Source organism: Cupriavidus sp. H18C2, assembly GCF_049393795.1.
GTDB classification, from domain to species: Bacteria; Pseudomonadota; Gammaproteobacteria; order Burkholderiales; family Burkholderiaceae; genus Cupriavidus; species Cupriavidus pauculus_C.
On sequence record NZ_CP186010.1, the window covers coordinates 673704 to 696555 of the forward strand.

The following is a 22852-nucleotide window of genomic DNA, read 5'->3' on the forward strand; positions in this document are numbered from 1 at the left end:
GGTGCCGGGCGAGTCTACCGGAATTGGCATTGTGATGCTGGCGTTGTCAGCGTGACGCGGACGCCGGGTCGCGGCGGGGCGTCGTAGAATGCGCCTATCCGTTTCCCGATGTCCACTGCCGCCCCCGCGGCCCCCGACATGACGCACCCCTTTCACAATCTCTATTCCCACGGCTTTGCGCGCGTGGCCGTTGGCGTGCCCGAGTGCCGCGTGGCCGATCCCGCCTACAACGCCACGCAGACCATCGAACTGGCCCGCCAGGCCGCCGATCGCGGCGCGGTGCTGGTGGTCTTTCCCGAACTGGGCCTGCCGGCCTATACCTGCGACGACCTGTTCCACCAGCGCGCGCTGCTGCGCGAGTGCGAGCTGGCGCTGCAGCGGATTGTGGAGGCATCCACGGGTATCCGGGCCGCGATCCTGGTCGGCATGCCGGTGCTGGTGGAGCACCAGTTGTTCAACTGCGCCGTAGTGGTGGCCAACGGCGTGGTGCAGGGCGTGGTGCCGAAGTCCTACCTGCCGAACTATTGGGAATTCTACGAAGCCCGCCAGTTCAGCAGCGGCGACTGCGCGGCCGTCGACACGGTGTCGCTGCTGGGCGCCGAGGTGCCGTTCGGGGCCAACCTGCTGTTCGACATCGAGAACATTCCGTTCTTCCGCTTCCATGCGGAAATCTGCGAGGACGTGTGGGTGCCGATCCCGCCGTCGTCGTTCGCGGCGCTGGCCGGGGCCACGGTGCTGGTGAACCTGTCGGCGTCGAACATCGTCATCGGCAAGTCGGGATACCGGCACCAGCTTGTCTCGCAGCAGTCTGCGCGGTGCCTGGCGGCCTACCTGTACACGTCGGCAGGCAAGGGCGAGTCGACGACCGACCTGGCCTGGGACGGCCAGGCGCTGATCTACGAGAACGGCGAGCTGCTGGGCGAATCGGAGCGGTTTGCCGATACGTCGCACCTGCTGTTCGCCGACGTGGACCTGGAGCGCCTGTCGCGCGAGCGCATGCACCAGACGTCGTTCGGCCAGTCGGTCCGCCGCCACAAGGACGAGGTGGAAAAGTTCGACGTGGTCGCGTTCCGCATGGAGCTGCCGACCGGGCAGGACCTGCCGCTGGAGCGCAAGGTCGAGCGCTTCCCGTACGTGCCGGCCGACCCGCGCCGCCGCGACGAGCGTTGCATGGAGGTCTACAACATCCAGGTCCAGGCGCTGGTGCAGCGGCTGTCGTCGAGCCGGATCCAGAAGGTGGTGATCGGCGTGTCGGGCGGGCTCGATTCCACCCACGCGCTGCTGGTCTGCGCCAAGGCGATGGACCGCCTGGGCCTGCCGCGCGCCAACATCCTGGCCTACACGATGCCGGGCTTTGCCACCAGCGACCGCACGCTGAAGCAGGCGCGCGAGCTGATGGAGGTGGTGGGGTGCACGGCGCGCGAGATCGACATCCGGCCGAGCTGCCTGGCGATGCTCAAGGACCTGGACCACCCCTACGCGCGCGGCGAGCCGGTCTACGACGTGACGTTCGAGAACGTGCAGGCCGGCGAGCGCACGAACCATCTGTTCCGGCTGGCCAACCACAACGGCGCCATCGTGATCGGCACCGGCGACCTCAGCGAACTGGCGCTGGGCTGGTGCACGTACGGCGTGGGCGACCATATGTCCCACTACAACGTCAACGCCAGCGTGCCCAAGACGCTGATCAGCCATCTGGTGCGCTGGGTGGCCGACACGGGCCAGGTGCTGGACACCGGCAAGGATGTGCTGCTGGCGGTGCTGGACACCGATATCAGCCCCGAACTGGTGCCGGCCGGCACGGCCGAGGATGGGCAGGACGAGGCCCCCGGGCAGAAGACCGAGCAGATCATCGGCCCGTACGAGCTGCAGGATTTCAACCTGTACTACACGCTGCGCTACGGCTACACGCCGTCCAAGGTGGCGTTCCTGGCGCTGCACGCCTGGGGCGACGTGGCGCGCGGCACGTGGCCCAACGGGCCCCATGTGGCCCGCAACAGCTACCAACTGCCGGAAATCAAGCGCATCCTCGGGATCTTTGTCGACCGGTTCTTCCGCACCAGCCAGTTCAAGCGGTCGTGCATCCCCAACGCACCAAAGGTGGGATCGGGCGGATCGCTGTCGCCGCGCGGCGACTGGCGGGCGCCCAGCGACGGCGAATCGGCGGTCTGGATGCGCGACCTGGACCGCATTCCGGACGAGGCCGGCTGACTGGCATGTGGTGTTTCGGGCTAGAATCTGACATCTTCCGACACCTTTAGAGACAGAGGCCAGCCATGAAGCAGATTACCGCCATCATCAAACCGTTCAAGCTCGACGAAGTGCGCGAAGCACTGGCCGACGTGGGCGTGACCGGTCTGACGGTGACCGAGGTAAAGGGGTTTGGCCGCCAGAAGGGTCACACCGAGCTGTACCGCGGCGCCGAGTACGTGGTCGACTTCCTGCCGAAGATCAAGATCGAGGTTGTGGTGGCCGAGAACCAGCTCGACACCGTGCTCGACGCCATCGTCAAGGCCGCCCACACGGGCAAGATCGGCGACGGCAAGATCTTCGTCACCGAGATCGAACGCGTCATCCGCATCCGCACCGGCGAGCAGGACGAAGCGGCGGTGTAAGTGGTGGCTTCAGAGAAAAAACCGGCCTGCGGGCCGGTTTTCTTGTTTTTACGCCGGCCGCCATCCGGACTCAGCTTGGCAACTTCCATCCAAACTGCACCGACAGCAGCCGCATGCCCATCGTGACCAGGGCGCCGGACAGCAGGGCTACTTCCTGGTCGGCGCGCAGCCACGTCAGGCCCACGTAGACCCAGCAGCCGACGAACGAGCAGGTGGCGTAGGGCGAGCGGTCGCGCAGGATCATCGGCAGCTCGTTGCAGAGCACGTCGCGCAGCACGCCGCCGAACACGGCCGAGATGATGCCCATCATGACCGCCACGGTGGGCGTCATCTGCGCGACCAGCGCCAGCGAGGTGCCGGTGACGGAGAACAGGCCCAGGCCGATGGCGTCGGCCACCAGCATGGCGCGGTCCGAGGCGACCGTGCTGACCACGCGGAACACGATGGCCGCGCCGATCGACATCGCAAAGATCAGCAGCACGTAGTACTCGTGCTCGACCCAGTAGAACGGGCGGCGGTCCAGCAGCACGTCGCGGACGGTGCCGCCGCCAAACGCGGTGGCAAAGGCGACGATGAACGTGCCCACCGCGTCCAGCCGTTGCTTGCGCGCGTCCACCACGCCCGACACGGCAAAGGCAAGGACCCCGGTGATCTCCATGACATGGAGGATCAGGGGCAGCCGCCCCATCAGCAGATCGAACGGCAGGTGCATGGGTTCAAGGTTTGGGCTGGCGCAGCAGCACCATCAGGGCGCCCGCGCCGCCTTGCGACTCGCGGGCCTGGACGAAGGCAATCACTTCCTCTTTCTGTACCAGCCAGCTGCGGACCTTGCCCTTGAGCACGGGCAACTTGTCGGGCGAGCCGATGCCCTTGCCGTGGATCACCCGCACGCAGCGCACCCCGTTGCGCACCGACCGGCGCAGGAAGGTGGCCAGCGCCTCGCGGGCCTCGTCGCTGCGCAGGCCGTGCAGGTCCACCTTGTCCTGCGGCACCCATTCGCCGCGGCGCAGTTTCTTGATCACATCCTCGCCAATGCCAGGCCGGCGGAACGACATGGTCTCGTCGATGTCGAGCAGGTTCTCGACGTCGAATTCGTCGGACAGCGATGCCTCCAGCACAGCCTTGTCGTTGAGCTGGGTCTGGATGGCGACGGGTGCCGGGCGCTTGGCCGGGGGCTGCACGCGGTTGCGGTCGCGCAGGGTGCTGACCGTGCCGATGCTGGCGCGGAACACGTTGGCTTCTTCCTCGGCACGCCGGGCGGCGGCCTCGGCGGCCACGCGCTCAGCCTCGCGGCGCTCGGCGTCGGCCTTCAGGTCGTCACGCAGCGTGGCCAGGTCGTGCAGGCCGAATCGCTTGGAAGGGGGCTTGGCGCCGTGCGGCATGGCAAAAACCTCAAAAAACGCTCGGCTTGATTATAAGGAAATCGGGGACGGCCGCTGGTCAAGGCGGGCGTCCCCGATGGGTACGGCGTACCGGGCCGGCAACAGTGCCGGCCGGCAGTGGTCGACAGGCTTACTGCAACGCTTCCACGTAGCGCTGGGCGTCCAGCGCGGCCATGCAGCCCGTGCCGGCGCTGGTGATGGCCTGGCGGTAGACGTGGTCCTGCACGTCGCCGGCGGCGAACACGCCCGGGATATTGGTGGCCGTGGCGTCGCCCGTCAGGCCGCTCTTGGTGACGATATAGCCGTTGTTCATCTCCAGTTGGCCGACGAACAGGTCCGTGTTCGGTTTGTGGCCGATGGCCACGAACACGCCGGAGACCTTCAGGTCCTCGGTCTGTGCCGTGTCCTTGGTGCTGCGGATGCGCAGGCCGGTCACGCCCGACTGGTCGCCCAGCACCTCGTCCAGCGTATGGTCGTAGCGCAGTTCCACGCGGCCTTCCTTGACGCGCTGGAGCAGGCGGTCCACCAGGATCGGCTCGGCGCGGAACTTGTCGCGGCGGTGGATCACGGTGACCTTGCTGGCGATGTGCGACAGGTACAACGCTTCTTCCACGGCCGTGTTGCCGCCGCCGATCACGGCCACTTCCTGGTTCTTGTAGAAGAAGCCGTCGCAAGTAGCGCAGGCCGACACGCCGCGGCCCATGAAGCTCTCCTCCGACGGCAGGCCCAGGTACTGGGCCGAGGCGCCGGTGGCGATGATCAGCGCGTCGCAGGTGTACTCGCCCGCGTCGCCCACCAGCCGGATCGGCTTTTCGGTCAGCTTGGCCGTGTGGATGTGATCGAAGATGATTTCGGTGTTGAACCGCTCGGCATGCGCCAGGAAACGCTGCATCAAGTCCGGGCCCTGCACGCCGTTAGGATCGGCGGGCCAGTTCTCCACGTCGGTCGTGGTCATGAGCTGGCCGCCCTGGGCCAGCCCGGTGATCAGCACCGGGTTCAGGTTGGCGCGCGCGGCGTAGACGGCGGCGGTGTAGCCGGCCGGGCCGGACCCGAGAATCAGCACTTTTGCGTGTTTTGCAGACATGATGCGTTCCTGTAGGCAGCAAATGACCCGGCGCGGTATTCGTGCCGGCGTCATGCGAAACCGCCATTATATGTGGCGCGGCGTTTGCCGACTGTTGCAAATTCCAATGGAGGCGATAGGGGCCGGCGAGGTTAAAATGGCCGCCATCGTCCACTCCGCACGATCGTACAGACCCTGACGCATGGCTCGCGCAACCACGACTACCCGGACCGACCCCTCGGCACTTCCATCGCGCATCGGCAAGCTGCTTGGCGAGGTACGCTGGTTCCTGCTGCTTGCCGTGACGCTCGGCTTCCTGTGCGTGCTGGCCAGCTACAGCAAGGCCGACCCGGGCTGGTCGCATGCCAGCCAGGTGTCCGATATCCATAATCTTGGCGGCCGCGTGGGCGCCTGGGTGGCGGACGTGCTGTTCTTCGTCTTCGGCTTTTCCGCGTACTGGTGGAGCGTGCTGCTGATGCGCCGCTGCTGGCGCGGCTGGCGCGTGCTGACCGCCGAGCTGCCCGAGCGCGTGCCGGACCCCCAGCACAGCACCGCGGTGAGCTGGATCGGCTTTGCGCTGACGCTGGTGTCCAGCATGGGGCTGGAAGCGGTGCGGATGTACCCGCTGCGCGCCGCGCTGCCCCGGGCGCCGGGCGGCGTGCTGGGCGACCTGCTCGGCGGCTGGCTCCAGGTGGCGCTTGGGTTCTCGGGCGCCACGCTGCTGTTGCTGCTGATGTTCGCCATCGGCCTGTCGCTGTTCTTCCATTTCTCGTGGCTGTCGGTGGCCGAGCATGTCGGCGGCTTCGTCGAGACGCTGTTCATGGGCTTCAAGGCCCGCCGCGAGAAGAAGCAGGATCGCATCATCGGCGCGGCGGCCAAGGTGGAGCGCACCGAGACCGTCGAGGTCCAGCGCGTGAAGCAGGAAGAAGCCGCGCCGGTGCAGATCGTGCGCCCGCAGGCCGTGCCCAAGCACGAGCGCGTGGAGCGCGAGAAGCAGCAGCCGCTGTTTGCCGATATCCAGGATTCCGACCTGCCCCCGCTGTCGCTGCTGGACCCCGTGCCGGCCCACCAGGAAACGGTCAGCGCCGAGACGCTCGAATACACGTCGCGCCTGATCGAGAAGAAGCTCAAGGACTTCGGCGTCGAGGTCAAGGTGGTGGCCGCCTACCCGGGCCCCGTGATCACGCGCTACGAGATCGAGCCGGCCACCGGCGTCAAGGGCAGCCAGGTGGTGAACCTGGCGCGCGACCTGGCGCGCAGCCTGTCGCTGGTGTCGATCCGGGTGGTGGAGACCATCCCCGGCAAGAACTACATGGGCCTGGAGCTGCCGAACCCGAAGCGCCAGACGGTGCGGCTGGGCGAGATCCTGGGCTCGCACGTCTACAACGAGAGCGCGTCCAGCCTGACCATGGCGCTGGGCAAGGACATCGCCGGCAAGCCGATGGTGGCCGACCTGGCCAAGATGCCGCACTGCATGGTGGCCGGCACCACGGGCTCGGGCAAGTCGGTGGGCATCAACGCGATGATCCTGTCGCTGCTCTACAAGGCCAAGGCGGATCAGGTACGGCTGATCCTGATCGACCCGAAGATGCTGGAAATGAGCGTCTACGAGGGCATCCCGCACCTGCTGTGCCCGGTGGTGACGGACATGCGCCAGGCGGGCAACGCGCTGAACTGGGCCGTGGGCGAGATGGAGCGGCGCTACAAGCTCATGAGCAAGCTGGGCGTGCGCAACCTGGCCGGCTACAACAAGAAGATCGACGAGGCCGCCGCCCGCGAGGAAAAGATCCCGAACCCGTTCAGCCTGACGCCCGACGCGCCCGAGCCGCTGGAAAAGCTGCCGACGATCGTGATCGTGATCGACGAACTGGCCGACCTGATGATGGTGGTGGGCAAGAAGGTCGAGGAACTGATCGCCCGGATCGCGCAGAAGGCGCGTGCCGCCGGCCTGCACCTGGTGCTGGCCACGCAGCGGCCGTCGGTCGACGTCATCACGGGCCTGATCAAGGCCAACGTGCCGACGCGGATTGCGTTCCAGGTGAGCAGCAAGATCGATTCCCGCACGATCCTGGACCAGCAGGGCGCCGAGGCGCTGCTGGGCATGGGCGACATGCTCTACCTGGCGCCCGGCACCGGGCTGCCGGTGCGCGTGCATGGCGCGTTCGTGTCTGACGACGAGGTGCACCGGGTGGTCGAGAAGCTCAAGGAGGGCGGCGAGGCCAACTACATCGAGGGCATCCTCGAAGGCGGGCTGGTGGATGGCGACGGCGCCGGCGACAGCCTGGGCGGCGGTGCCGGCATCGGCGGGGGCGGCGGCGAGGCCGATCCGCTCTACGACCAGGCCGTGGAGGTGGTGGTCAAGAACCGCCGGGCGTCGATCTCGCTGGTGCAGCGGCACCTGCGAATCGGCTACAACCGCGCGGCGCGGCTGCTGGAGGACATGGAAAAGGCCGGGCTGGTCTCGGCGATGTCGGGCAACGGCAACCGCGACATCCTGGTGCCGGCCGGCAGCAGCGCCACGGCCGACGACTGACGCGCGCGACCCCCTCGCGCGCGGCCGGAAGTGACGGGTAATATACCGTTACGCCGGTCACAGCCTGTCGCGGAATTGGCGGCAGGCCGTCGGCTCTAATCAGATATTCGCCAAAAACAAGGATCGATTCCATGCGACATCGCATTCTCGCGCCGCTGTGCGCGTCGCTGGCGCTGCTGGCCGCCGTGCCGGCCGCGCACGCCGCCGCCACCGACCAGTTGCAGACCTTCGTGACCAGCGTGAAGACCGCGCGCGGCGAATTCACGCAGAAGCAGATCAAGGGGCAGGGCGGGGACGCCAAGGTGGCCGGCACGTCCAGCGGCACGTTCGCGTTCTCGCGGCCTGGCAAGTTCACGTGGCGCTACGTCAAGCCCTACGACCAGTTGCTCCAGGCCGACGGCCAGACGCTGTACATCTACGACAAGGACCTGAACCAGGTGACCGAGCGCAAGCTGGACAACGCGCTGGGTTCCAGCCCGGCGGCCATCCTGTTCGGCAGCAACGACCTGTCGAAGAACTTCGACGTGAAGAACGGCGCCACGCGCGATGGCGTGGAATGGCTGGAACTGACGCCCAAGTCGAAGGACACGCAGTTCGAGCGCATCGGCATCGGCTTCAAGGGCGGTAACCTGGAGGCCATGGAGCTGCGCGACGCGTTTGGCAACACGACGCTGCTGACGTTCACGGGGATCCAGAAGAACCCGTCGCTGCCGGCGGACGCTTTCCGCTTCACGGTGCCCAAGGGCGCCGACGTGATGAAGCAATAAGACACCGACGCCCACGCCATGAAAGACGCCCCCGCTTTCCACCGTATTTCCGCCATTTCCGCCATGCCCACCCTGCGCGCGCTGCGCGCGCTGCGCCGTGCCGCCGCGCCGGGCGGGGCGCCGGCTGCCGCGCTGGTGCTGTCCGCCTGCGCGCACAACCACGCGGCCCGCTTCGATGTCGACGCGTTCCTGCGTGGCTCCGACACGGCGCTGCCCGAGGTGCTGGGCAACACCGACTTCCTGAAGGCAACCCGGCTGGCGCAGAACGAGTGCGCGACGCTGCTGCAATCGCCACACAACGGCGTGCTAGAAGACCTGCCGGCCAGCAACACGACGCGCGGCCCGGCCTGGATCCTGCATCCCAAGGCCACGCCGGACAAGGTCTGGCTGATTGTGGGCCAGCCCAATGGCGACCGCAGCTGTCACGGCCCGTTGCCGGCCGATGCGATGCAGACGCTGACCGATCGCGCCAAGGGCTGAGTCATGCCGGGCCCGCAGGCCCGGCCCGTGGCGTTAAGACGACGCCAGCGACTCGCGCGCGTAGCGCTGGCGCGGCTTGGGTAGCGCCTGCAACTTCTCGCGCCGGATGCGGATCGCTTCCGCATCGCCGCGCTTGATGGCGGTGCGCAGTTTCAGCACGGCTTTCTTGTACTGCTTCTTCTTCCGCATCCGGGTCGTGATGGCCATGGCAGTGACGCTCCTCTGGTAGCAGGCCGGCACCAGCGCCGGCCGTCAGCCATGGTACGGCGCGCCGGCCGCCCGGTTGCCCCGATTCCGAAAGAATTCATATCGCACCGCAAAGCGTTGCAGGGTGCAGTGCGGCGCGCGTCACTTTATGTGACGTATCGAGCGCCGGCTCAGAGCAGGAAGCGCCGGTTGTCGTTCTCCGCATAGCGCGGCTCCACCTTGCGGAACTTCAGCTTGGTGCTGCTCTTGAGCTTGCGCCCGGCCAGCTTGCGCTGGAGTTGCCGATGGACGGCCCGGATATGGCCGACGGAATCCTGCGCGTACGGCTTGCCGTCGGTGGCGCCGGCCAGCCCGCCACCGGCGGCCAGCGCGGCGTTGTGGGCCGCGGCCGAGCGGGCGATCAGCACGTCCAGATACTGGCGGGCGCGCACGGCGGCGTGGAGCATGCCGTCGGCCGGGTTCTGCTTGGCGCGCACGGCGTCCTGCGGCAGCCGCACGTTGGCGGCAATGCGGCGCAGCGCGGCGCGCACTTCGGCGCCGTCGAGGTCCGCCTCCTGGACGATCCAGACGGCGTCGTGGCGGATCCAGCCTTCCACGTCCATCATCCGGCGCAGCAGCGCGGGCTGGAGTAGCCGGCCGCCGTAGCGGCGCGTGCGGCGGATGGCGGCCAGGCCGATACGGCGCACGTGCGGGTTCTCGTGCTCGAACAGGTCGGTGATGACCTGGTCGGCCTCCTCCTGCGATGCAATCAGTTCGGCAAACTGCCCGGCCAGCGAGATTTCCTCCACGCCGTTGAGCTTGTTCTTGCTCGCCAGCCGGTTCAGCTTGAACATCAGCATGCGGTATCGCAGCATACAAATCCCCGAAATTCGCAAACAATGGTTCTGAAGTGGGCCGCCGGTCGTGGTGCCGGCGTCGACGCTTCCCGCGGGCATGAAACGCGGGCCATTGGACGTTATCGGCGCAACCGGAGCCGGCTTTAGGGCCGCTCGCCAAAAAAAGTGACCGCCGGCCAATGGTCTACACTGTGGCGTTCCGCGCCGCTGCGGCGGCCGCAACCAGACTGAAAGGCTCCAGACCGTGGCGGATTCGTTGTTCTCCGACCCTCCCGAACGTTCCCGGCAACCGCTGGCGGAGCGCCTGCGCCCGCGCAATATCGACGAAGTTATCGGCCAGCAGCACCTGCTGGGCGCCGGCAAGCCGCTGCGCGTGGCATTCGAATCGGGCGAACCCCATTCGATGATCCTCTGGGGCCCGCCCGGCGTGGGCAAGACCACGCTGGCCCGGCTGATGGCCAGCGCGTTCGATGCCGAGTTCATCGCGCTGTCGGCCGTGCTGTCGGGCGTCAAGGACATCCGCGAGGCCGTGGAGCGCGCCGAGCAGTACCGCGCCCATGGCCGCCGCACGCTGGTGTTCGTGGACGAGGTGCACCGGTTCAACAAGAGCCAGCAGGACGCCTTCCTGCCGCACGTGGAAAGCGGGCTGTTCGTGTTCATCGGCGCCACCACGGAGAACCCGTCGTTCGAGGTCAACGGCGCGCTCCTGTCGCGCGCGGCGGTGTACGTGCTCAAGAGCCTGGACGAGGCCGAACTGCGGCAGCTCGTGCTGCGCGCCAGCGAGGAACTGGGCGGCGTGCAGTGGGACGACGAGGCCCTGGGCCTGATCGTCGGCTCGGCCGACGGCGACGGCCGCAAGCTGCTCAACAACATCGAGATCGTGGTGCGCGCCGCCCGCAATGCCGGCGTGGCAACCATCGACACGGCCCTGCTGGGCAGCGCGCTGTCCGAGAACCTGCGCCGCTTCGACAAGGGCGGCGACGCGTTTTATGACCAGATCAGCGCGTTGCACAAGTCGGTGCGGGGGTCGCATCCGGACGCCGCCCTCTACTGGTTGACGCGCATGCTGGACGGAGGCGCCGACCCCCGGTATCTGGCCCGGCGCATCGTCCGCATGGCCTGGGAGGATATCGGCCTCGCCGATCCGCGAGCCATGCAGATCGCCAACGACGCAGCCCTGACCTACGAGCGGCTGGGCAGCCCGGAGGGCGAACTGGCGCTGGGTCAGGCGGTGATCTATCTGGCCGTCGCCCCCAAGAGCAACGCTGGTTATAACGCCTATAACCAGGCGCGCGCGTTCGTCAAGCAGGACAAGAGCCGGGCGGTTCCAGTCCATCTCCGGAACGCACCGACCAAGCTCATGAAGGAACTGGGCTATGGCCATGCCTACCGATATGCGCATGACGAGCCCAATGCCTACGCCGCCGGGGAAACCTATCTCCCGGACGGCATGACCGCGCCGAACTGGTATCAACCGGTGCCCCGTGGGCTGGAGCTCAAGATCGGGGAGAAACTCGCCTTGCTGCGGAAGTGGGACGAGGAGGCGGGGGGGAAATAAGGTGCTGCCCGAGCCGATTTTTAATCCAACGCAACCGGATGAATAACAAAGTCCCTGCCGACTGGCGGGGCTGGCGCTGCCGTGATAACTGTCGCGTTTCTCTATTCCGGTCCATGTTCTCGTTGATGCGTGCCATCGAGAAAATCGCGAGGGAAAGGCGGGAGGCTCGGTTTCTGTCGGACTACGAGAAAGGGCGGCTGGAGGCGCTTTCTCGCGTGTTCGGGGTTCCGGTGGACACCCTGAAGGGCCTATTCCGGCAGCCCGTCGGTAATTCCTTTGTCGATTATCCGATGGTGGAATTGCTGCGCAGCCACGGGCTCGAAGCTTTCCTCGTGACACTGCATATCGAGATCGACGCCTTTCCCCGTTGTGTCAATCTGATCAGGCAGGGGCGGACGGAGATCTTGCCCTATCGCTACGAGAGGGACGGCGCCCATACCTTCTTCGCGCATGACGATGAGTTCGGCGGCAGGAATATTCGCCTGCTGACCAATGACTTTTCGTTGATCAAGGCACTGGCCGTGGCGAAACTCGGTCCGCCTCCGCCCTGGGTGGTCTGGTATGACGTGGGGCCGGTTCCCTATACCCAAGGCAATCCCGAATTCTGGGTTGCTTATGTCTGGGATCCGTACTGGAAAAGCCTGAGTCCGGTCGAGAAGCGGCAATTCCTGGAGACGTGGCGGGGACGGACGCGTTCGTATATGTCGGATGAGGATTGGGCGGACTGGCTATTCGTTGTGCAGCAGGAAGACCCGGAACCCGCGGGGGACAATGCCGAAGTGCCTCCCCGACCCGCCGGCGGCTGACGAAGGCCGATCTCCCCGGAACAAGACCCCGAAATCCCGCCAGATTCGGTCCCGTGGGGTCATGCCGGTGCAGTAAAATGTCGCGTTCGCCGGCATGTCGCCGGTACTGCACACGACTCCCAAGCAACATGCTCGACATCCAGCTGTTCCGCAAAGACATCGACGCCGTGGCCCAGCGCCTGGCTACGCGCGGCTTTCAACTCGACGTGGCCACGTTCCAGGCCCTGGAGGCCGAACGCAAGCAACTGCAGACGCAGACCGAGGACCTGCAGGCGCGCCGCAATGCGCTCAGCAAGCAGATCGGCATGCTCAAGGGCAAGGGCGAGGACGCTTCGGCGCCGATGGCCGAGGTGGCCGGGATTGGCGATACGCTGAAGGCGTCGGCGGAGCGGCTGGCGCAGATCCAGGGCCAGCTTGGCGACGCGATGATGTCGATCCCGAACCTGCCGCACGAGAGCGTGCCAGTGGGCAAGGACGAGACCCAGAACGTCGAGGTGCGCCGTGTGGGCACGCCGCGGGCGTTCGATTTCGAGGTCAAGGACCATGTCGACGTCGGCGCCCGACTGGGGCTGGACTTCGAGACGGCGTCCAAGGTCACCGGGTCGCGCTTTGCGTTCCTGCGCGGCGGCGTGGCGCGGATGCACCGCGCGCTGGTGCAGCTCATGGTCGATACGCACACGCTGGAGCACGGCTACACCGAGATGTACGTGCCATACATCGTCAATGCCGCGTCGATGCGGGGCACTGGCCAGTTGCCGAAGTTCGAGGACGACCTGTTCAAGGTGCCGCGCAAGGTGGGTGGCGACGACGGCCAGGACACGATCGAAAACTTCTACCTGATCCCGACCGCCGAGGTGCCGCTGACGAACATGGTGCGCGACGCGATTGTCGCGGCCGAGAAGCTGCCGCTGCGCTTCGTGGCCCATACGCCGTGCTTCCGCTCGGAAGCCGGCTCGTACGGCAAGGACACGCGCGGCATGATCCGCCAGCACCAGTTCGACAAGGTCGAGATGGTGCAGGTGGTGCCGGCCGAGCAGTCGATGGACGCGCTGGAGCAGATGACCGGCCACGCCGAGGCCATCCTGAAAAAGCTGGAGCTGCCGTTCCGCACCGTCGTGCTGTGCACGGGCGACATGGGCTTTGGCAGCACCAAGACCTACGACATCGAGGTGTGGATCCCGGCCCAGAACACGTACCGCGAGATCAGCTCGTGCTCGAACATGGGCGATTTCCAGGCGCGCCGCATGCAGGCCCGCGCGCGGGCCGGGCAGGGCAAGCCGGAACTGGTGCATACGCTGAACGGCTCGGGCCTGGCCGTGGGCCGGACGCTGGTGGCGATCCTGGAGAACTACCAGAATGCCGACGGCTCCGTGACCGTGCCCAAGGCGCTGCAGCCGTACATGGGCGGCATCGAGCGCCTGGAACCGGAAGCATAAAAATTTTCCGAAAAGGGGCTTGCGCTCGGCGTGGCAGTGTCCCTATAATCTTGGTTTCGCTGCTTACGCAACGACCCAGTTACCGGAGAGGTGGCAGAGTGGTCGAATGTACCTGACTCGAAATCAGGCGTACCGGCAACGGTACCGTGGGTTCGAATCCCACCCTCTCCGCCATACAAGAAGCTGCTGACGTATTCGACCGCTGGCAGACAAAAAGATGTTGCAGTACAACTCAAGCCGACGCCTGCGCAAGCATGCGTCGGTTTTGTTTTTTTGGCACTCCGGATGATCGCTGCATCGGCATCAGTCGCTGAGATTCGACAAAGACTTTTCAGGCCTATCGCGAGGAAACTGCTTCACATATCGGAACTGTCAGAAGCAGCATGCTAGTCGGATACGCAAGGGTCAGCACGCAAGAGCAAGAAACACACGCACAAGCCGACGCACTGCGAGCAGCAGGCGTCGGTTTTATTTTTTCCGAGAAGCGATCAGGAGGCAGTGCCTCTAAGAGGCCGGTGCTGGAAGAAATGTTGAGCACCATAGGGAAGGGCGACACCGTAGTGGTCTACAAGCTCGACCGCATCGCGCGATCGCTGAAAGACCTCCTCATCATCATCGAGCGCATCGAAGCAGCTGGCGCACAGTTTCGAAGCCTCACCGAGCACATCGACACCAGGTCACCGGCGGGACGGATGATCTTCCAGATCGTAGGGGCCTTCGCCGAATTCGAGCGGGAGCTGATCCGAGAGCGCACACGCGTAGGCATGGCTGCTGCAGCTCGACGCGGCGTGAAAATGGGGAGACCTACCGCAATGAGCGAGAGCGATGAAGCAGAAGCATTACGACTGTGGTTCGCTGGCGGTCACACCAAGACCGCCTTAGCAGCAATGTACGGCACGCACATATCCAGCATCAAACGAGCCATCAAGCGACATCACGAACGAGTGCAGCCGAAGCTTTTTGAGGCGGCGTAGGCGAAACGACAGAGCGATAGTCTTGCAGTATCACGACGAAATCGACGTCCTTCGATGTGTACCGCTTAATCGGTATGCCCGCCGAGGCAAGAACCTCATTCTTCTGCGCATCACGCTTCTTTGCCTCTGCACTCCGATGGGACGCCCCGTCTAGCTCGATCACGTAGAGGGGGCGCATCGACGTTCGCTCACAGACCAGGTAATCGACATACTTCTGCGAAAACAGATTACGCGCCGCCTTCGTCCTCCCCTTGTGTTGAACAAATGCAGACATCGCTACCTGTGGAAACACATGAGCGTCTTTGAGCGCAACGCTCAAGCGTTGGAGCAAGTGGATCTCGTCGCTCCGCAGAAACGGAGACTTGGGTGCGAATCGAAATCCCTGGGCGGTCCTCCCGCCTTTGGTCCTTTTCAACGCACCCAAGACTGCTACCAACACAATGAACAGCAGAGCGACACCAAACAAAGGCTTCATACGCGACCCCCGGAGGCTATGTTGTTAGTGTCGCGATTTTAGCTCGCTACTTACAGCGCCCGTTGTCTTAGGCCGCTAACGCTTGCGCAACAGTTGAGTGCGCAATAGCTTCGCAACCACACTCAAGTCTGTTCCACGCGCTTGCGGAAACGCCGGGCAAGCTCGCCGCTTATCTCAGGCTATGCCGCTTCGGGGAACGGCCTACAGATCAATAGTCGGCTTGTACCATCGATCAGCCGTAGCGATCCAGAAGCAGTCGCGACCGTGCGAAAAATAGACTTTCATTCCCTGCAGGTTGTGCGTTCCGCATAGCGACTCGAAAACATCCCGGAATGCACAGTCAACCGAGTCGGACCAACGTACATCAACAGTCTCGCGCTCCGGCACCTCAATGCCTTTGGAGCACCAATATCGTTTTTTGTTGAGCGTTGAGCCTTCCGCCTCTTTCGTGATGTACTTGCACAAGTACTGCGCAAGCTGATGGACACCCTTGACGCGGTATCCGCCCTTCGACTCCGGCCCCTGAACATCGATCTGTCCCTGGGCACGCCCGACGATTTCATACCAGATAGCGCGCAGCATTTTGACGTTCTGTCTGCCGTGCACACCGATATGGAAGTGTATGGCTCCACGTTTCTGGTACTCGATCACGAGCACATATTTAAAGCCACGTATCGCGTTGCTCGTGAGCGCCGCCACTCGCCTTACAAACTTCTGCAGGTCCTTCTGCGCGCGCTCCAGGTCCTGCATGTTCTCGCGATAGTTCAGCGTAAGCAGATGGTCTGCACGGATGGCTTTCAGCTTCAGTCTGACCATCTTCCGCGCACGCTGGCACGCCACCTCAATACTCTTCTCTCGATCCGAGGATTTCCCCCGTGCAGCCCTGGGAAGATCGCGCACATCGGCCAAGTGCTTATGAACGTTGACCTGGTAGCCAACTACCTCAGATTGCCCATCCGGAAAGTGCACAGCCCGAACAATCGTCTGCGTCTGCACGTTGGGGCGTTGCGCCCACTCGTCCCGCTCGACTTCTTCCCAGGCCATGCGGCGATGGAAATCAATTTGCTTCGCAACGAAATCGGGTTGCGAGGCGTCATAGCTGCTATCTATAATTGTGTCCAGCATGAGCAATGTCCTTAGCCTGACTGCTTGTGCCCTGCCCCGGGGGGATTGCCGTCCCTGCCGGGGTTTTCCTTTTCTGCTGTCCCTCAGGCGCCCTCGAAGTCGCGCAGGATTGAGGCTCCGTTGGTAAGTGTTAGTGATACAAGTCTATGGCTCGCTTCGCTCGCCCCGTGCCCCGGGGGGGCGGCGCATCGGCGCGAGCGGCTCACCAGCGCAGATAGATCTGCGTAGGGACGCTGAGCGCCACGATGCCGCGACACGGCATGCGGTTGCGACTCCCAAGGCAACAAACTAAGTAGAGCGCTTCGCGCAAGGGGCGCTCGCCGCGCGGCCCCTCCGGTCAGCCTGGAGAGCGTCATCAGTCCGCCGAGTCCGTCGTCCCTTCTCCGAACATAGTCCACTCCCTTCGGACTTTCGCGGCATAAACGGCTCGCCCCCCATTTCCGATAAAGCCGGAAATGGGTCCCCTCCATTTATTCCACGTTCCGAAGGGAGCGGCCTCTCATGTTCGCGGGACGACGAACTCAGCGGACTGATGCCGAAGCCGCTTCGGCAAGCTTCCCGGAGGCGAAGACGCCGGGACTCAGAATCTAGCGGCCCGATGACCTGAAAGGCAGAAACCATGAACCAACTCACTCTCTCGCTCACTGGTGGAATGTGCAACGCTCCGTTGTGGTTCGCGCTTCCGTGTCGCCGCCGCGTGGCTCGCAGCAAGATCGCGTTCCAGCCGTTCGTCCAGCTCGCGCTCAAACTGCCAATCCGCAAGCTCATTCGCAACGCTACACACTTCGTATGGACTCGCCCCGATGGCAAGCAATTCGTTTGCCGCACCATCCGTCAGCTGGTGGCCCGCGTCATGGACTATGACGGCGCCATCTTGCGGGGACTGCTGCCGATTGCCGAGCGCCTCAAGTCAAAGCAGAACCGCTAAGACCCAAGGTCCGCAGACTGAGCCGACACGAGTTCTGCTGGTAGCACCGGTTTGGCCGGCACGGCTGCGGCATCGCGATAGGGATCAAACGGCGGATTTCTGACCCACTGTCGGCACTGCATGTCGTCCAGTCCGGCATCCTTGCCTTGCTGGTTGTAACATCGGCAGCGCGTCTTGCTACACGCACCACCGACGATTATCGGCATCGTCTTCACCTGGCGGACTTGAGCATACGCAGGTGCCGATTCGGGATGACCTGGCGCAGCGGGAACGAACGCGGCCAAATACTCAGCGCCGTCAATGCTCTGCACGCCATGAGCCGAGGGAGTCCGAGCGGGAGCCAGATCGTCGTTAGATGTCCGCTTATCGGCCGCATTCATTTCCTGCGAAACGTCCCTTCGCTCGCTGGTAGACAATCTTTCATAGACGCGCCAGCCGAGGAAAAGCGCGAGCAGTACGCAGGCTACGACCAATACCAGTGCTGGTGGAACGCTGTACTTGCGTTTGATGTGCAAGCTTGATGACTTGTATAGCCCGAAGGACTCTCTCGGCAAAGTCCATTTCTTCTTGATCGGCGCTGTAGCAAACCGTTCGGGATCAGCACATTCCGGCCATTCGTAGTACCAACGTCCCAACAGTCCAACATCGCGCAGATGGATGTGTCGACCGACCAGCTTGCGGATATGCGTGTCGATGAACGTTGGATTTTGCGTCATCAGTAGGAAGGTGACACCGGTATGCCGCACGGTTTCGAACGCAGCCACATGATCGGGAATCTTTGAGGCCGGTGTACGCACACGAAAGATTCGTTGCGCCTCATCGAGCACGATCAACGAGTTCTCAGGAAACGTGAAGTAGGGCAGTTCGTTCTTGTCGGGGTCGTCAGGATCGACGCGCAGTTCCGTCCAATCCTTTACTGGCGGTGTAGGAATGTAGGGAAGCTTCAGCTCAGGTATCCCCAACTGAAAAACTGGGCGCCCTTTGTCGGCAGCCTCTTTTATCAGCATGACCGCAAGAGCCGTCTTGCCACCGCCTGGCGTTGCGGTGATCAAAGTGATCGGGTGCGTCGCGCTCATGTCACACGTCCCATGCGTTTGAGAGCCAGCATCGACACTCTTGCGGTGAGGCCCCCGGCAAGAATTGATAGCGCGGTGAACATTCCAGCTCTTGCGAGAACGGCAGCAACCGAAGCCGACAATTGCCCCAGCGTTGCTTTGGCAGCGGACAAGGCACCTGCTACAGCCGCATCGACACCAACGTACGTAATCAGACCAATACCTAGCGATATAAGAACCTGACGCGCTAGCGGTCCGGCTAAAGCCATCAGAAGACCAGCGAATCCACCCATTATTCGCCCCTCCGCGTCCCGCCCAGGGCAATGAGCACAGCGGATATCCATGCGAACCCAATCACCAGCGGACGCAGCATATCCGCGCCATCGCATACAGGCTTGAAGGAGAACGAGAGCGGCGATCCGCCGTTACTCCGCAACGCCACCACGACGTCAGCAGGGCACGCCATCGAGTCGGCACCCCAACCTGAATCTGGTGCGATACGTATCGTCCTTTCATCTAGTGGAAGCTCCTGGGGGGCAGGGATATCGCCCGCTGGCATGCAACCCAATCGGTCCTCATTTCCCACGCAGGGATCTTCTTGCTTTTGCGGAGCCGCATCAGCACCGGAATCGTCCTTCACGGGATTCCCGTTTGTATCCACTTCTCGCTTTGCTACCTGGACAGTTGCAGTCTTGCCATCCGGATTCGGCTGTACCGTTGCAATGTCCTGCATACGCTTGCCCGTAACCGGGTCCACGTACGGGTCTGACAAGGGGACAATTTGCGGATCTGGAGAAAACTGCGGCTGAACATCGAGGGGCACGCCGTCACGGCCCAGCCCGTTCAGGACGTTGTCATTGCCCGTCAGAGCGTCGGGCTGGACCTTTGACCAATCGCTATCAGTTGCGGGCTGTTGGTCCCCATCCTTCCAGCCCGGGGGATAGCAAATTCCGTTTCGCGCTGTATGACCAGAGAGGCAACCGCTCGTCTGAATGACAGGCCCCCACGTGCCGCCGTAAGCGGGCTCCGACCCATCGGGCATTTTGAATGAGCAGTAGAAGTAGTTGGAACTCGGGATAAGTCCAACAAACACTTGCCCTCGCTCCGGCCCAGGCGTTTTCATGCAGGCTTCTTCAGGAGTCCCGAAGTAGACCAACGGATAGTTTCCCGGCGCGAACCATGATCCCGAGGCGGGATACGGCATATCGGCAGGATTATCGACAGGCGCAGTACGGCACCATTCAATGGTGCCGTCCGCGCATTTCTCAATGCCGTATCCTGAGCTTGCCCCCGCAAAACGAATCCCTTGCTGAGGTTAAACTGAAGCAAGGAGAGATGTGATGACAAGCAAGACAAAGCGGGCGCAGTACACGCTGGAATTCAAGCTGGAAGCGGTACGGCTGGTGAAGAGCGGGCAGAGCATGGCAGTGGTTAGCGCGACCCTGGGCATCAGAGCGCAGACGCTGCATAACTGGGTCAAGGCGGAGCGGGAAGGCAAGCTGACTGGTGCGGGTATGAAGCCGGTCAGCCCGGAGCAGATGGAGCTGGCCCGGCTTCGGGCGGAGGTGGCGCGCTTGAAGATGGAGCGCGATATTTTAAAAAAAGCCGCAGCATACTTTGCGAAGGAGTCGGTGTGAGGTATGCGTTCATCGAGCGAAACCGACGTTACTGGCCGGTCTCGGTCCTGTGTGAGCTGTTAGGGGTCAGCCCCAGCGGCTATCACCAGCGCAAGCAACGCACAGTAAGCACCGACAGGCCAGATAGAGGCCGACTCAGTGACGATGCCTTGTTGGCCCACATCAAGGCGATTCACGCCGGGGTCAAGGGGGAGTACGGCTGGCCGCGCATGTGGAAGGAACTGCTGGCGCGTGGGGTGCGGGTGGGCAAGGAGCGTGTTCGCAAGCTGATGGCGCTGCACGGCATCCGTGCCCGCCACAAGCGCAAGTACATCGCGACAACCAACTCGAACCACGATTTGCCGGTGGCCCCCAATCTGCTGCAACGCGACTTTAGCCCAGCAGCACCCAATCAAGTCTGGACGAGCGACATAACCTATGTGGCGACCGCCGAAGGCTGGCTCTACCTGGTGGTCATCATCGACCTGTTCAGCCGGCAGGTGGTTGGCTGGTCGATGCAACCACACATGAAGGCCGAATTGGTCACGGACGCGCTGCGCATGGCCTGGTTCCGGCGCCGCCCGGAAGCCGGTGTGATTGTGCACACCGACCGGGGAAGCCAGTATTGCAGCCATCTGTTTCAAGACGCCCTGAAGGCGTATGGCATGCGCTCGTCAATGAGCCGCAGGGGCGATTGCTGGGACAACGCGCCGACTGAGAGTCTGTGGGGGTCGTTGAAGGTCGCTCGCCTGCACGGTCGCCAGTTCGCTACCCGCCGCGCCGCAATGGACGAGGTAATTGACTGGCTTGGCTTTTATAATGCCAGCCGACTCCACTCGACGCTGGGCTACGTCAGCCCCATGACGTTCGAGAAAAACTGGTCCGCAGCTCAGCAACACCGGGCTGCCTAATTCCCTCGGTTATGGGATTCGTGGAACAGGGGCAAGGTCATCCGATCAGAATCGACAACGCCGCAGACGCAGCAGCTCCAGCGGGATTCACTCTGATTGCGTTCAACGCGATCTGCCCAGCATTGGCGGAGAGGCGCCACTTCGCAGGGACTGTCACCATGCGCCCGCCAATCGTCGTTGTCATGCCGGAGTTGAATGCCGCTCCAGACCAGGCAGCGCCGGCTGTCGTCACATAGGACGTACTGGATGCAGCGGATCGTGCTACACCCGCGCCTGTTCTTAGCGGGACATTCGCCGCGTGCACTTCCCCAACCCATGCGCAGAACCACCCCAGGAGCGCCGCGCATGTCGAAACGACTATGCGGCTCAGCATTACAGCACCTTAAAAATGACTACTGCCGGCATCACCGGCAGTAAGAATCCGGCCCAAAGCCAGAAATCGATAGCAAGCATCACAGACCTCTCCGAGTCACGACAACACACCATGCGAGCAGCATCGCCGCAACAACGCCCCACCCGACTGCCATGCCGTCTTTGAAGGACTCAGCCGGATCGCAAGGCGGGAAGCTCTTGGCCGGCAGCGTCGCGTCGGATAGCACGGCGACTTTGCCGTTTGCATCCACCTGATAGCGCCGAAGCCTCCAGCTTCCCGACACCTTCACAAACTCCGAGAGATACGTGATAGCACCTGGAGTCTGTGAAGGGGCAGCCGAGCTATAGAACACATCGGCCGCAGATTCCTGGCTAGCGAAGCACCGCCCGCCTACCAGCGCGCCTTTCATGTGTCACAGCGCGCGTCGCATGTACTTGAAGCCGACGATGGCCACGATGATGACAAGCGCGGCGGCGGCAACCACCACCGCGTCAGCTTTTGAAGCTGCCAGCGCGTCCGTGACCTCCTTCGGGACTGCGGCCATCACCGACGTTGCGCATGTTGCGAACGCACCGAGAACCAGCGTTTTTGCTGCGATAGTCTTCTTGAACATATGACCCCCTTAGCAGTTAGGGTTGAAGAAGCGCAGCGGTTTGTTCGGAACCCCTACGCACGAAAAACTAGTAGCTATCTCTGATTTCCTGTTAGTCGATGCGACCGTCTAACTCCTGAATCAGGAACTCCAACTCCCCGGCGCTACAGGTCATGACCCCCCCCTTGCTAATTTCTGCGCGCACGATACAGAGCCCGGAAGACCGGGCTTGATCAGAACTACGCTGCCTTCTTGTCGGGGAGCGGAGCGGCTCGCCTCGAACCCGCTGGCTGCAGATCTACGATCCGAACGACCACTTTGCCTTCGAAATTCGAGAACGAGAACACGGGCTCGTAAGCGCCTGGCGCCAGACCACGCAGATGATCGGGAAGATTGAGGAGGCCAGCCGTAGTGTCTTTTTTGAGCTCGCCATTCCCGTCCCAGTACTCAGCGGTAGCGATGCACGCGCCTTCTTCGATGTGGTAGTGGTTACCCGTCTTGCGTGCGACACCCTCACGGACAGTCACAGCGTGGATGTGGACCAGGTGCTTTTGCGACATTTCTTTCTCCGTTGTGCCGGGAATGGGACGTCCGGCGGGATTTGGTTACCGAGGGTCCGGTTTACGGACCGTTGTTTACGCCCTACACTTCGACTGTAACCACATCTGTAGTTACTCCGTTTGAAGTAGCGCAAAGACTACTGCAAACGGAGTAGCAGTAGCAATAGGAGTTCCAAATGAGCTACCAAGAGTTGATAGCGCGTGCACTAAAGGGACGGAGTGTCAACCGTGCAGCCAAGGACTGGGGCATCCCGCAGCCGACGCTGGACCGGTACACGAAGGACCGCCTTCCGGACTTCTACACGGCGTGGAAGATGGCGCGGGAAGCGGGTATTGACCCGGGCGAGGCGTTCGCCGTACTCGCAGAGGAAGAAGCTAAGCGGAAGGGTTCAGAATGGACGGAAGAGGTTCGAAAGGCACCCTCTCCGCCAAAACAAAAAGCTGCCGATTGATTCGACCACCGGCGGATAAAAAATCAGCGTAGTAAAACTCGAACCGACGCACTGTGAAAACAGGCGTCGGTTTTGTTTTGGGCGTCGCCCGGCTGGCGGGCTTACGGA

24 protein-coding genes and 1 tRNA gene are annotated in these 22852 nt (G+C 63.3%); 13 read left to right on the forward strand and 12 right to left on the reverse strand.

The annotated features are described in order from the left end of the window. Positions 1 to 138: 138 nt before the first annotated feature. Positions 139 to 2211, forward strand: a complete 2073-nt coding sequence (locus EPAKOI_RS03120) for an NAD(+) synthase (protein WP_423192935.1) — start codon at positions 139 to 141, stop codon at positions 2209 to 2211. Between the two features lie 65 nt (positions 2212 to 2276). Then, positions 2277 to 2615, forward strand: a complete 339-nt coding sequence (gene glnK, locus EPAKOI_RS03125) for a P-II family nitrogen regulator (protein ID WP_006162803.1) — start codon at positions 2277 to 2279, stop codon at positions 2613 to 2615. A 70-nt stretch (positions 2616 to 2685) separates the two neighbouring features. Here the strand turns inward: glnK and EPAKOI_RS03130 are convergent, their stop codons facing one another. The 3 genes from EPAKOI_RS03130 to trxB all read right to left on the reverse strand — a co-directional run bounded on the left by EPAKOI_RS03130 (position 2686) and on the right by trxB (position 5081). Further along, on the reverse strand, positions 2686 to 3327 hold the full coding sequence (locus tag EPAKOI_RS03130) for a trimeric intracellular cation channel family protein (protein WP_124682224.1): 642 nt from the start codon (positions 3325 to 3327) through the stop codon (positions 2686 to 2688). Between the two features lie 4 nt (positions 3328 to 3331). Further along, positions 3332 to 3997 (reverse strand): Smr/MutS family protein, encoded by a 666-nt coding sequence (locus EPAKOI_RS03135; protein WP_423192936.1) that lies wholly within the window; start codon positions 3995 to 3997, stop codon positions 3332 to 3334. Positions 3998 to 4127: 130 nt separating this feature from the next. Next, a complete protein-coding gene (trxB, locus tag EPAKOI_RS03140; RefSeq protein WP_423192937.1) occupies positions 4128 to 5081 on the reverse strand; it encodes a thioredoxin-disulfide reductase in 954 nt (317 codons plus the stop codon). Positions 5082 to 5262: 181 nt separating this feature from the next. Between trxB and EPAKOI_RS03145 the strand changes: the two genes are divergently transcribed. From EPAKOI_RS03145 to EPAKOI_RS03155, 3 genes are all read left to right on the forward strand, one after another. After that, positions 5263 to 7593, forward strand: a complete 2331-nt coding sequence (locus tag EPAKOI_RS03145) for a DNA translocase FtsK (protein ID WP_313835561.1) — start codon at positions 5263 to 5265, stop codon at positions 7591 to 7593. A gap of 131 nt (positions 7594 to 7724) precedes the next feature. Next, positions 7725 to 8360, forward strand: a complete 636-nt coding sequence (gene lolA, locus EPAKOI_RS03150) for an outer membrane lipoprotein chaperone LolA (protein WP_124682220.1) — start codon at positions 7725 to 7727, stop codon at positions 8358 to 8360. Between the two features lie 63 nt (positions 8361 to 8423). Further along, complete coding sequence (locus EPAKOI_RS03155) at positions 8424 to 8840, forward strand: hypothetical protein (RefSeq protein WP_423193476.1); 417 nt, start codon at positions 8424 to 8426, stop codon at positions 8838 to 8840. A 33-nt stretch (positions 8841 to 8873) separates the two neighbouring features. Here EPAKOI_RS03155 and EPAKOI_RS03160 read toward each other — a convergent pair whose 3' ends face one another. Both EPAKOI_RS03160 and EPAKOI_RS03165 read right to left on the reverse strand, forming a co-directional pair. Continuing rightward, on the reverse strand, positions 8874 to 9047 hold the full coding sequence (locus tag EPAKOI_RS03160) for a hypothetical protein (protein WP_172965997.1): 174 nt from the start codon (positions 9045 to 9047) through the stop codon (positions 8874 to 8876). Between the two features lie 170 nt (positions 9048 to 9217). Then, positions 9218 to 9901, reverse strand: coding sequence for a hypothetical protein (locus EPAKOI_RS03165; RefSeq protein ID WP_124682219.1), 684 nt, complete (start codon positions 9899 to 9901; stop codon positions 9218 to 9220). 226 nt (positions 9902 to 10127) lie between these two features. Between EPAKOI_RS03165 and EPAKOI_RS03170 the strand changes: the two genes are divergently transcribed. The 5 genes from EPAKOI_RS03170 (at position 10128) to EPAKOI_RS03190 (ending at position 14657) form a co-directional block, all read left to right on the forward strand. Then, a complete protein-coding gene (locus EPAKOI_RS03170; protein WP_124682218.1) occupies positions 10128 to 11441 on the forward strand; it encodes a replication-associated recombination protein A in 1314 nt (437 codons plus the stop codon). Between the two features lie 38 nt (positions 11442 to 11479). Next, a complete protein-coding gene (locus EPAKOI_RS03175) occupies positions 11480 to 12247 on the forward strand; it encodes a hypothetical protein (RefSeq protein ID WP_423192938.1) in 768 nt (255 codons plus the stop codon). 128 nt (positions 12248 to 12375) lie between these two features. Beyond that, positions 12376 to 13683, forward strand: coding sequence for a serine--tRNA ligase (serS, locus tag EPAKOI_RS03180; RefSeq protein ID WP_313835569.1), 1308 nt, complete (start codon positions 12376 to 12378; stop codon positions 13681 to 13683). 84 nt (positions 13684 to 13767) lie between these two features. Beyond that, positions 13768 to 13857: transfer RNA gene (locus EPAKOI_RS03185), tRNA-Ser, on the forward strand. Positions 13858 to 14066: 209 nt separating this feature from the next. Further along, complete coding sequence (locus EPAKOI_RS03190) at positions 14067 to 14657, forward strand: recombinase family protein (protein WP_423192939.1); 591 nt, start codon at positions 14067 to 14069, stop codon at positions 14655 to 14657. Here EPAKOI_RS03190 and EPAKOI_RS03195 read toward each other — a convergent pair. Next, positions 14608 to 15132 carry a DUF2726 domain-containing protein gene (locus EPAKOI_RS03195; protein ID WP_423192940.1) on the reverse strand — a complete coding sequence of 175 codons (525 nt, stop codon included), beginning with the start codon at positions 15130 to 15132 and terminating at the stop codon, positions 14608 to 14610. The genes EPAKOI_RS03190 and EPAKOI_RS03195 overlap by 50 nt on opposite strands. A gap of 201 nt (positions 15133 to 15333) precedes the next feature. After that, positions 15334 to 16257 carry a rolling circle replication-associated protein gene (locus EPAKOI_RS03200; protein WP_423192941.1) on the reverse strand — a complete coding sequence of 308 codons (924 nt, stop codon included), beginning with the start codon at positions 16255 to 16257 and terminating at the stop codon, positions 15334 to 15336. 619 nt (positions 16258 to 16876) lie between these two features. On the opposite strand from EPAKOI_RS03200, the gene EPAKOI_RS03205 reads away from it, so the two are divergent. Beyond that, positions 16877 to 17185: a hypothetical protein gene (locus EPAKOI_RS03205; RefSeq protein WP_423192942.1), complete on the forward strand. Its 309-nt coding sequence runs from the start codon at positions 16877 to 16879 to the stop codon at positions 17183 to 17185. On the opposite strand, the gene EPAKOI_RS03210 is transcribed toward EPAKOI_RS03205, so the two are convergent. The 3 genes from EPAKOI_RS03210 to EPAKOI_RS03220 are packed head-to-tail and all read right to left on the reverse strand — an operon-like array spanning position 17182 to position 19363. After that, the gene (locus EPAKOI_RS03210; protein ID WP_423192943.1) at positions 17182 to 18261 is read right to left on the reverse strand and encodes a zonular occludens toxin domain-containing protein; all 1080 of its coding nucleotides are present in this window, start codon (positions 18259 to 18261) and stop codon (positions 17182 to 17184) included. The genes EPAKOI_RS03205 and EPAKOI_RS03210 overlap by 4 nt on opposite strands. Continuing rightward, complete coding sequence (locus EPAKOI_RS03215; RefSeq protein ID WP_423192944.1) at positions 18258 to 18629, reverse strand: DUF2523 family protein; 372 nt, start codon at positions 18627 to 18629, stop codon at positions 18258 to 18260. The genes EPAKOI_RS03210 and EPAKOI_RS03215 overlap by 4 nt, the downstream gene beginning before the upstream one ends. Beyond that, on the reverse strand, positions 18533 to 19363 hold the full coding sequence (locus EPAKOI_RS03220) for a virulence factor TspB C-terminal domain-related protein (protein ID WP_423192945.1): 831 nt from the start codon (positions 19361 to 19363) through the stop codon (positions 18533 to 18535). Before EPAKOI_RS03220 ends, EPAKOI_RS03215 begins: the two co-directional genes overlap by 97 nt. A gap of 217 nt (positions 19364 to 19580) precedes the next feature. Here EPAKOI_RS03220 and EPAKOI_RS03225 point away from each other — a divergent pair. After that, positions 19581 to 20767, forward strand: a protein-coding gene (locus tag EPAKOI_RS03225) for an IS3-like element ISRme13 family transposase (RefSeq protein WP_085960481.1) whose coding sequence is annotated in 2 segments (ribosomal slippage) — positions 19581 to 19836 and positions 19836 to 20767 — 1188 coding nt in all. Because the reading frame shifts where the segments join, the coding sequence is not laid out codon by codon here. A gap of 785 nt (positions 20768 to 21552) precedes the next feature. Here EPAKOI_RS03225 and EPAKOI_RS03230 read toward each other — a convergent pair. Together EPAKOI_RS03230 and EPAKOI_RS03235 are read right to left on the reverse strand one after the other, a co-directional pair. Continuing rightward, positions 21553 to 21753, reverse strand: a complete 201-nt coding sequence (locus EPAKOI_RS03230; protein ID WP_423192946.1) for a major capsid protein — start codon at positions 21751 to 21753, stop codon at positions 21553 to 21555. Between the two features lie 218 nt (positions 21754 to 21971). Beyond that, positions 21972 to 22292, reverse strand: coding sequence for a hypothetical protein (locus EPAKOI_RS03235; RefSeq protein ID WP_423192947.1), 321 nt, complete (start codon positions 22290 to 22292; stop codon positions 21972 to 21974). A gap of 176 nt (positions 22293 to 22468) precedes the next feature. On the opposite strand from EPAKOI_RS03235, the gene EPAKOI_RS03240 reads away from it, so the two are divergent. Continuing rightward, positions 22469 to 22744, forward strand: coding sequence for a hypothetical protein (locus EPAKOI_RS03240; RefSeq protein ID WP_423192948.1), 276 nt, complete (start codon positions 22469 to 22471; stop codon positions 22742 to 22744). Positions 22745 to 22852: the final 108 nt, after the last annotated feature.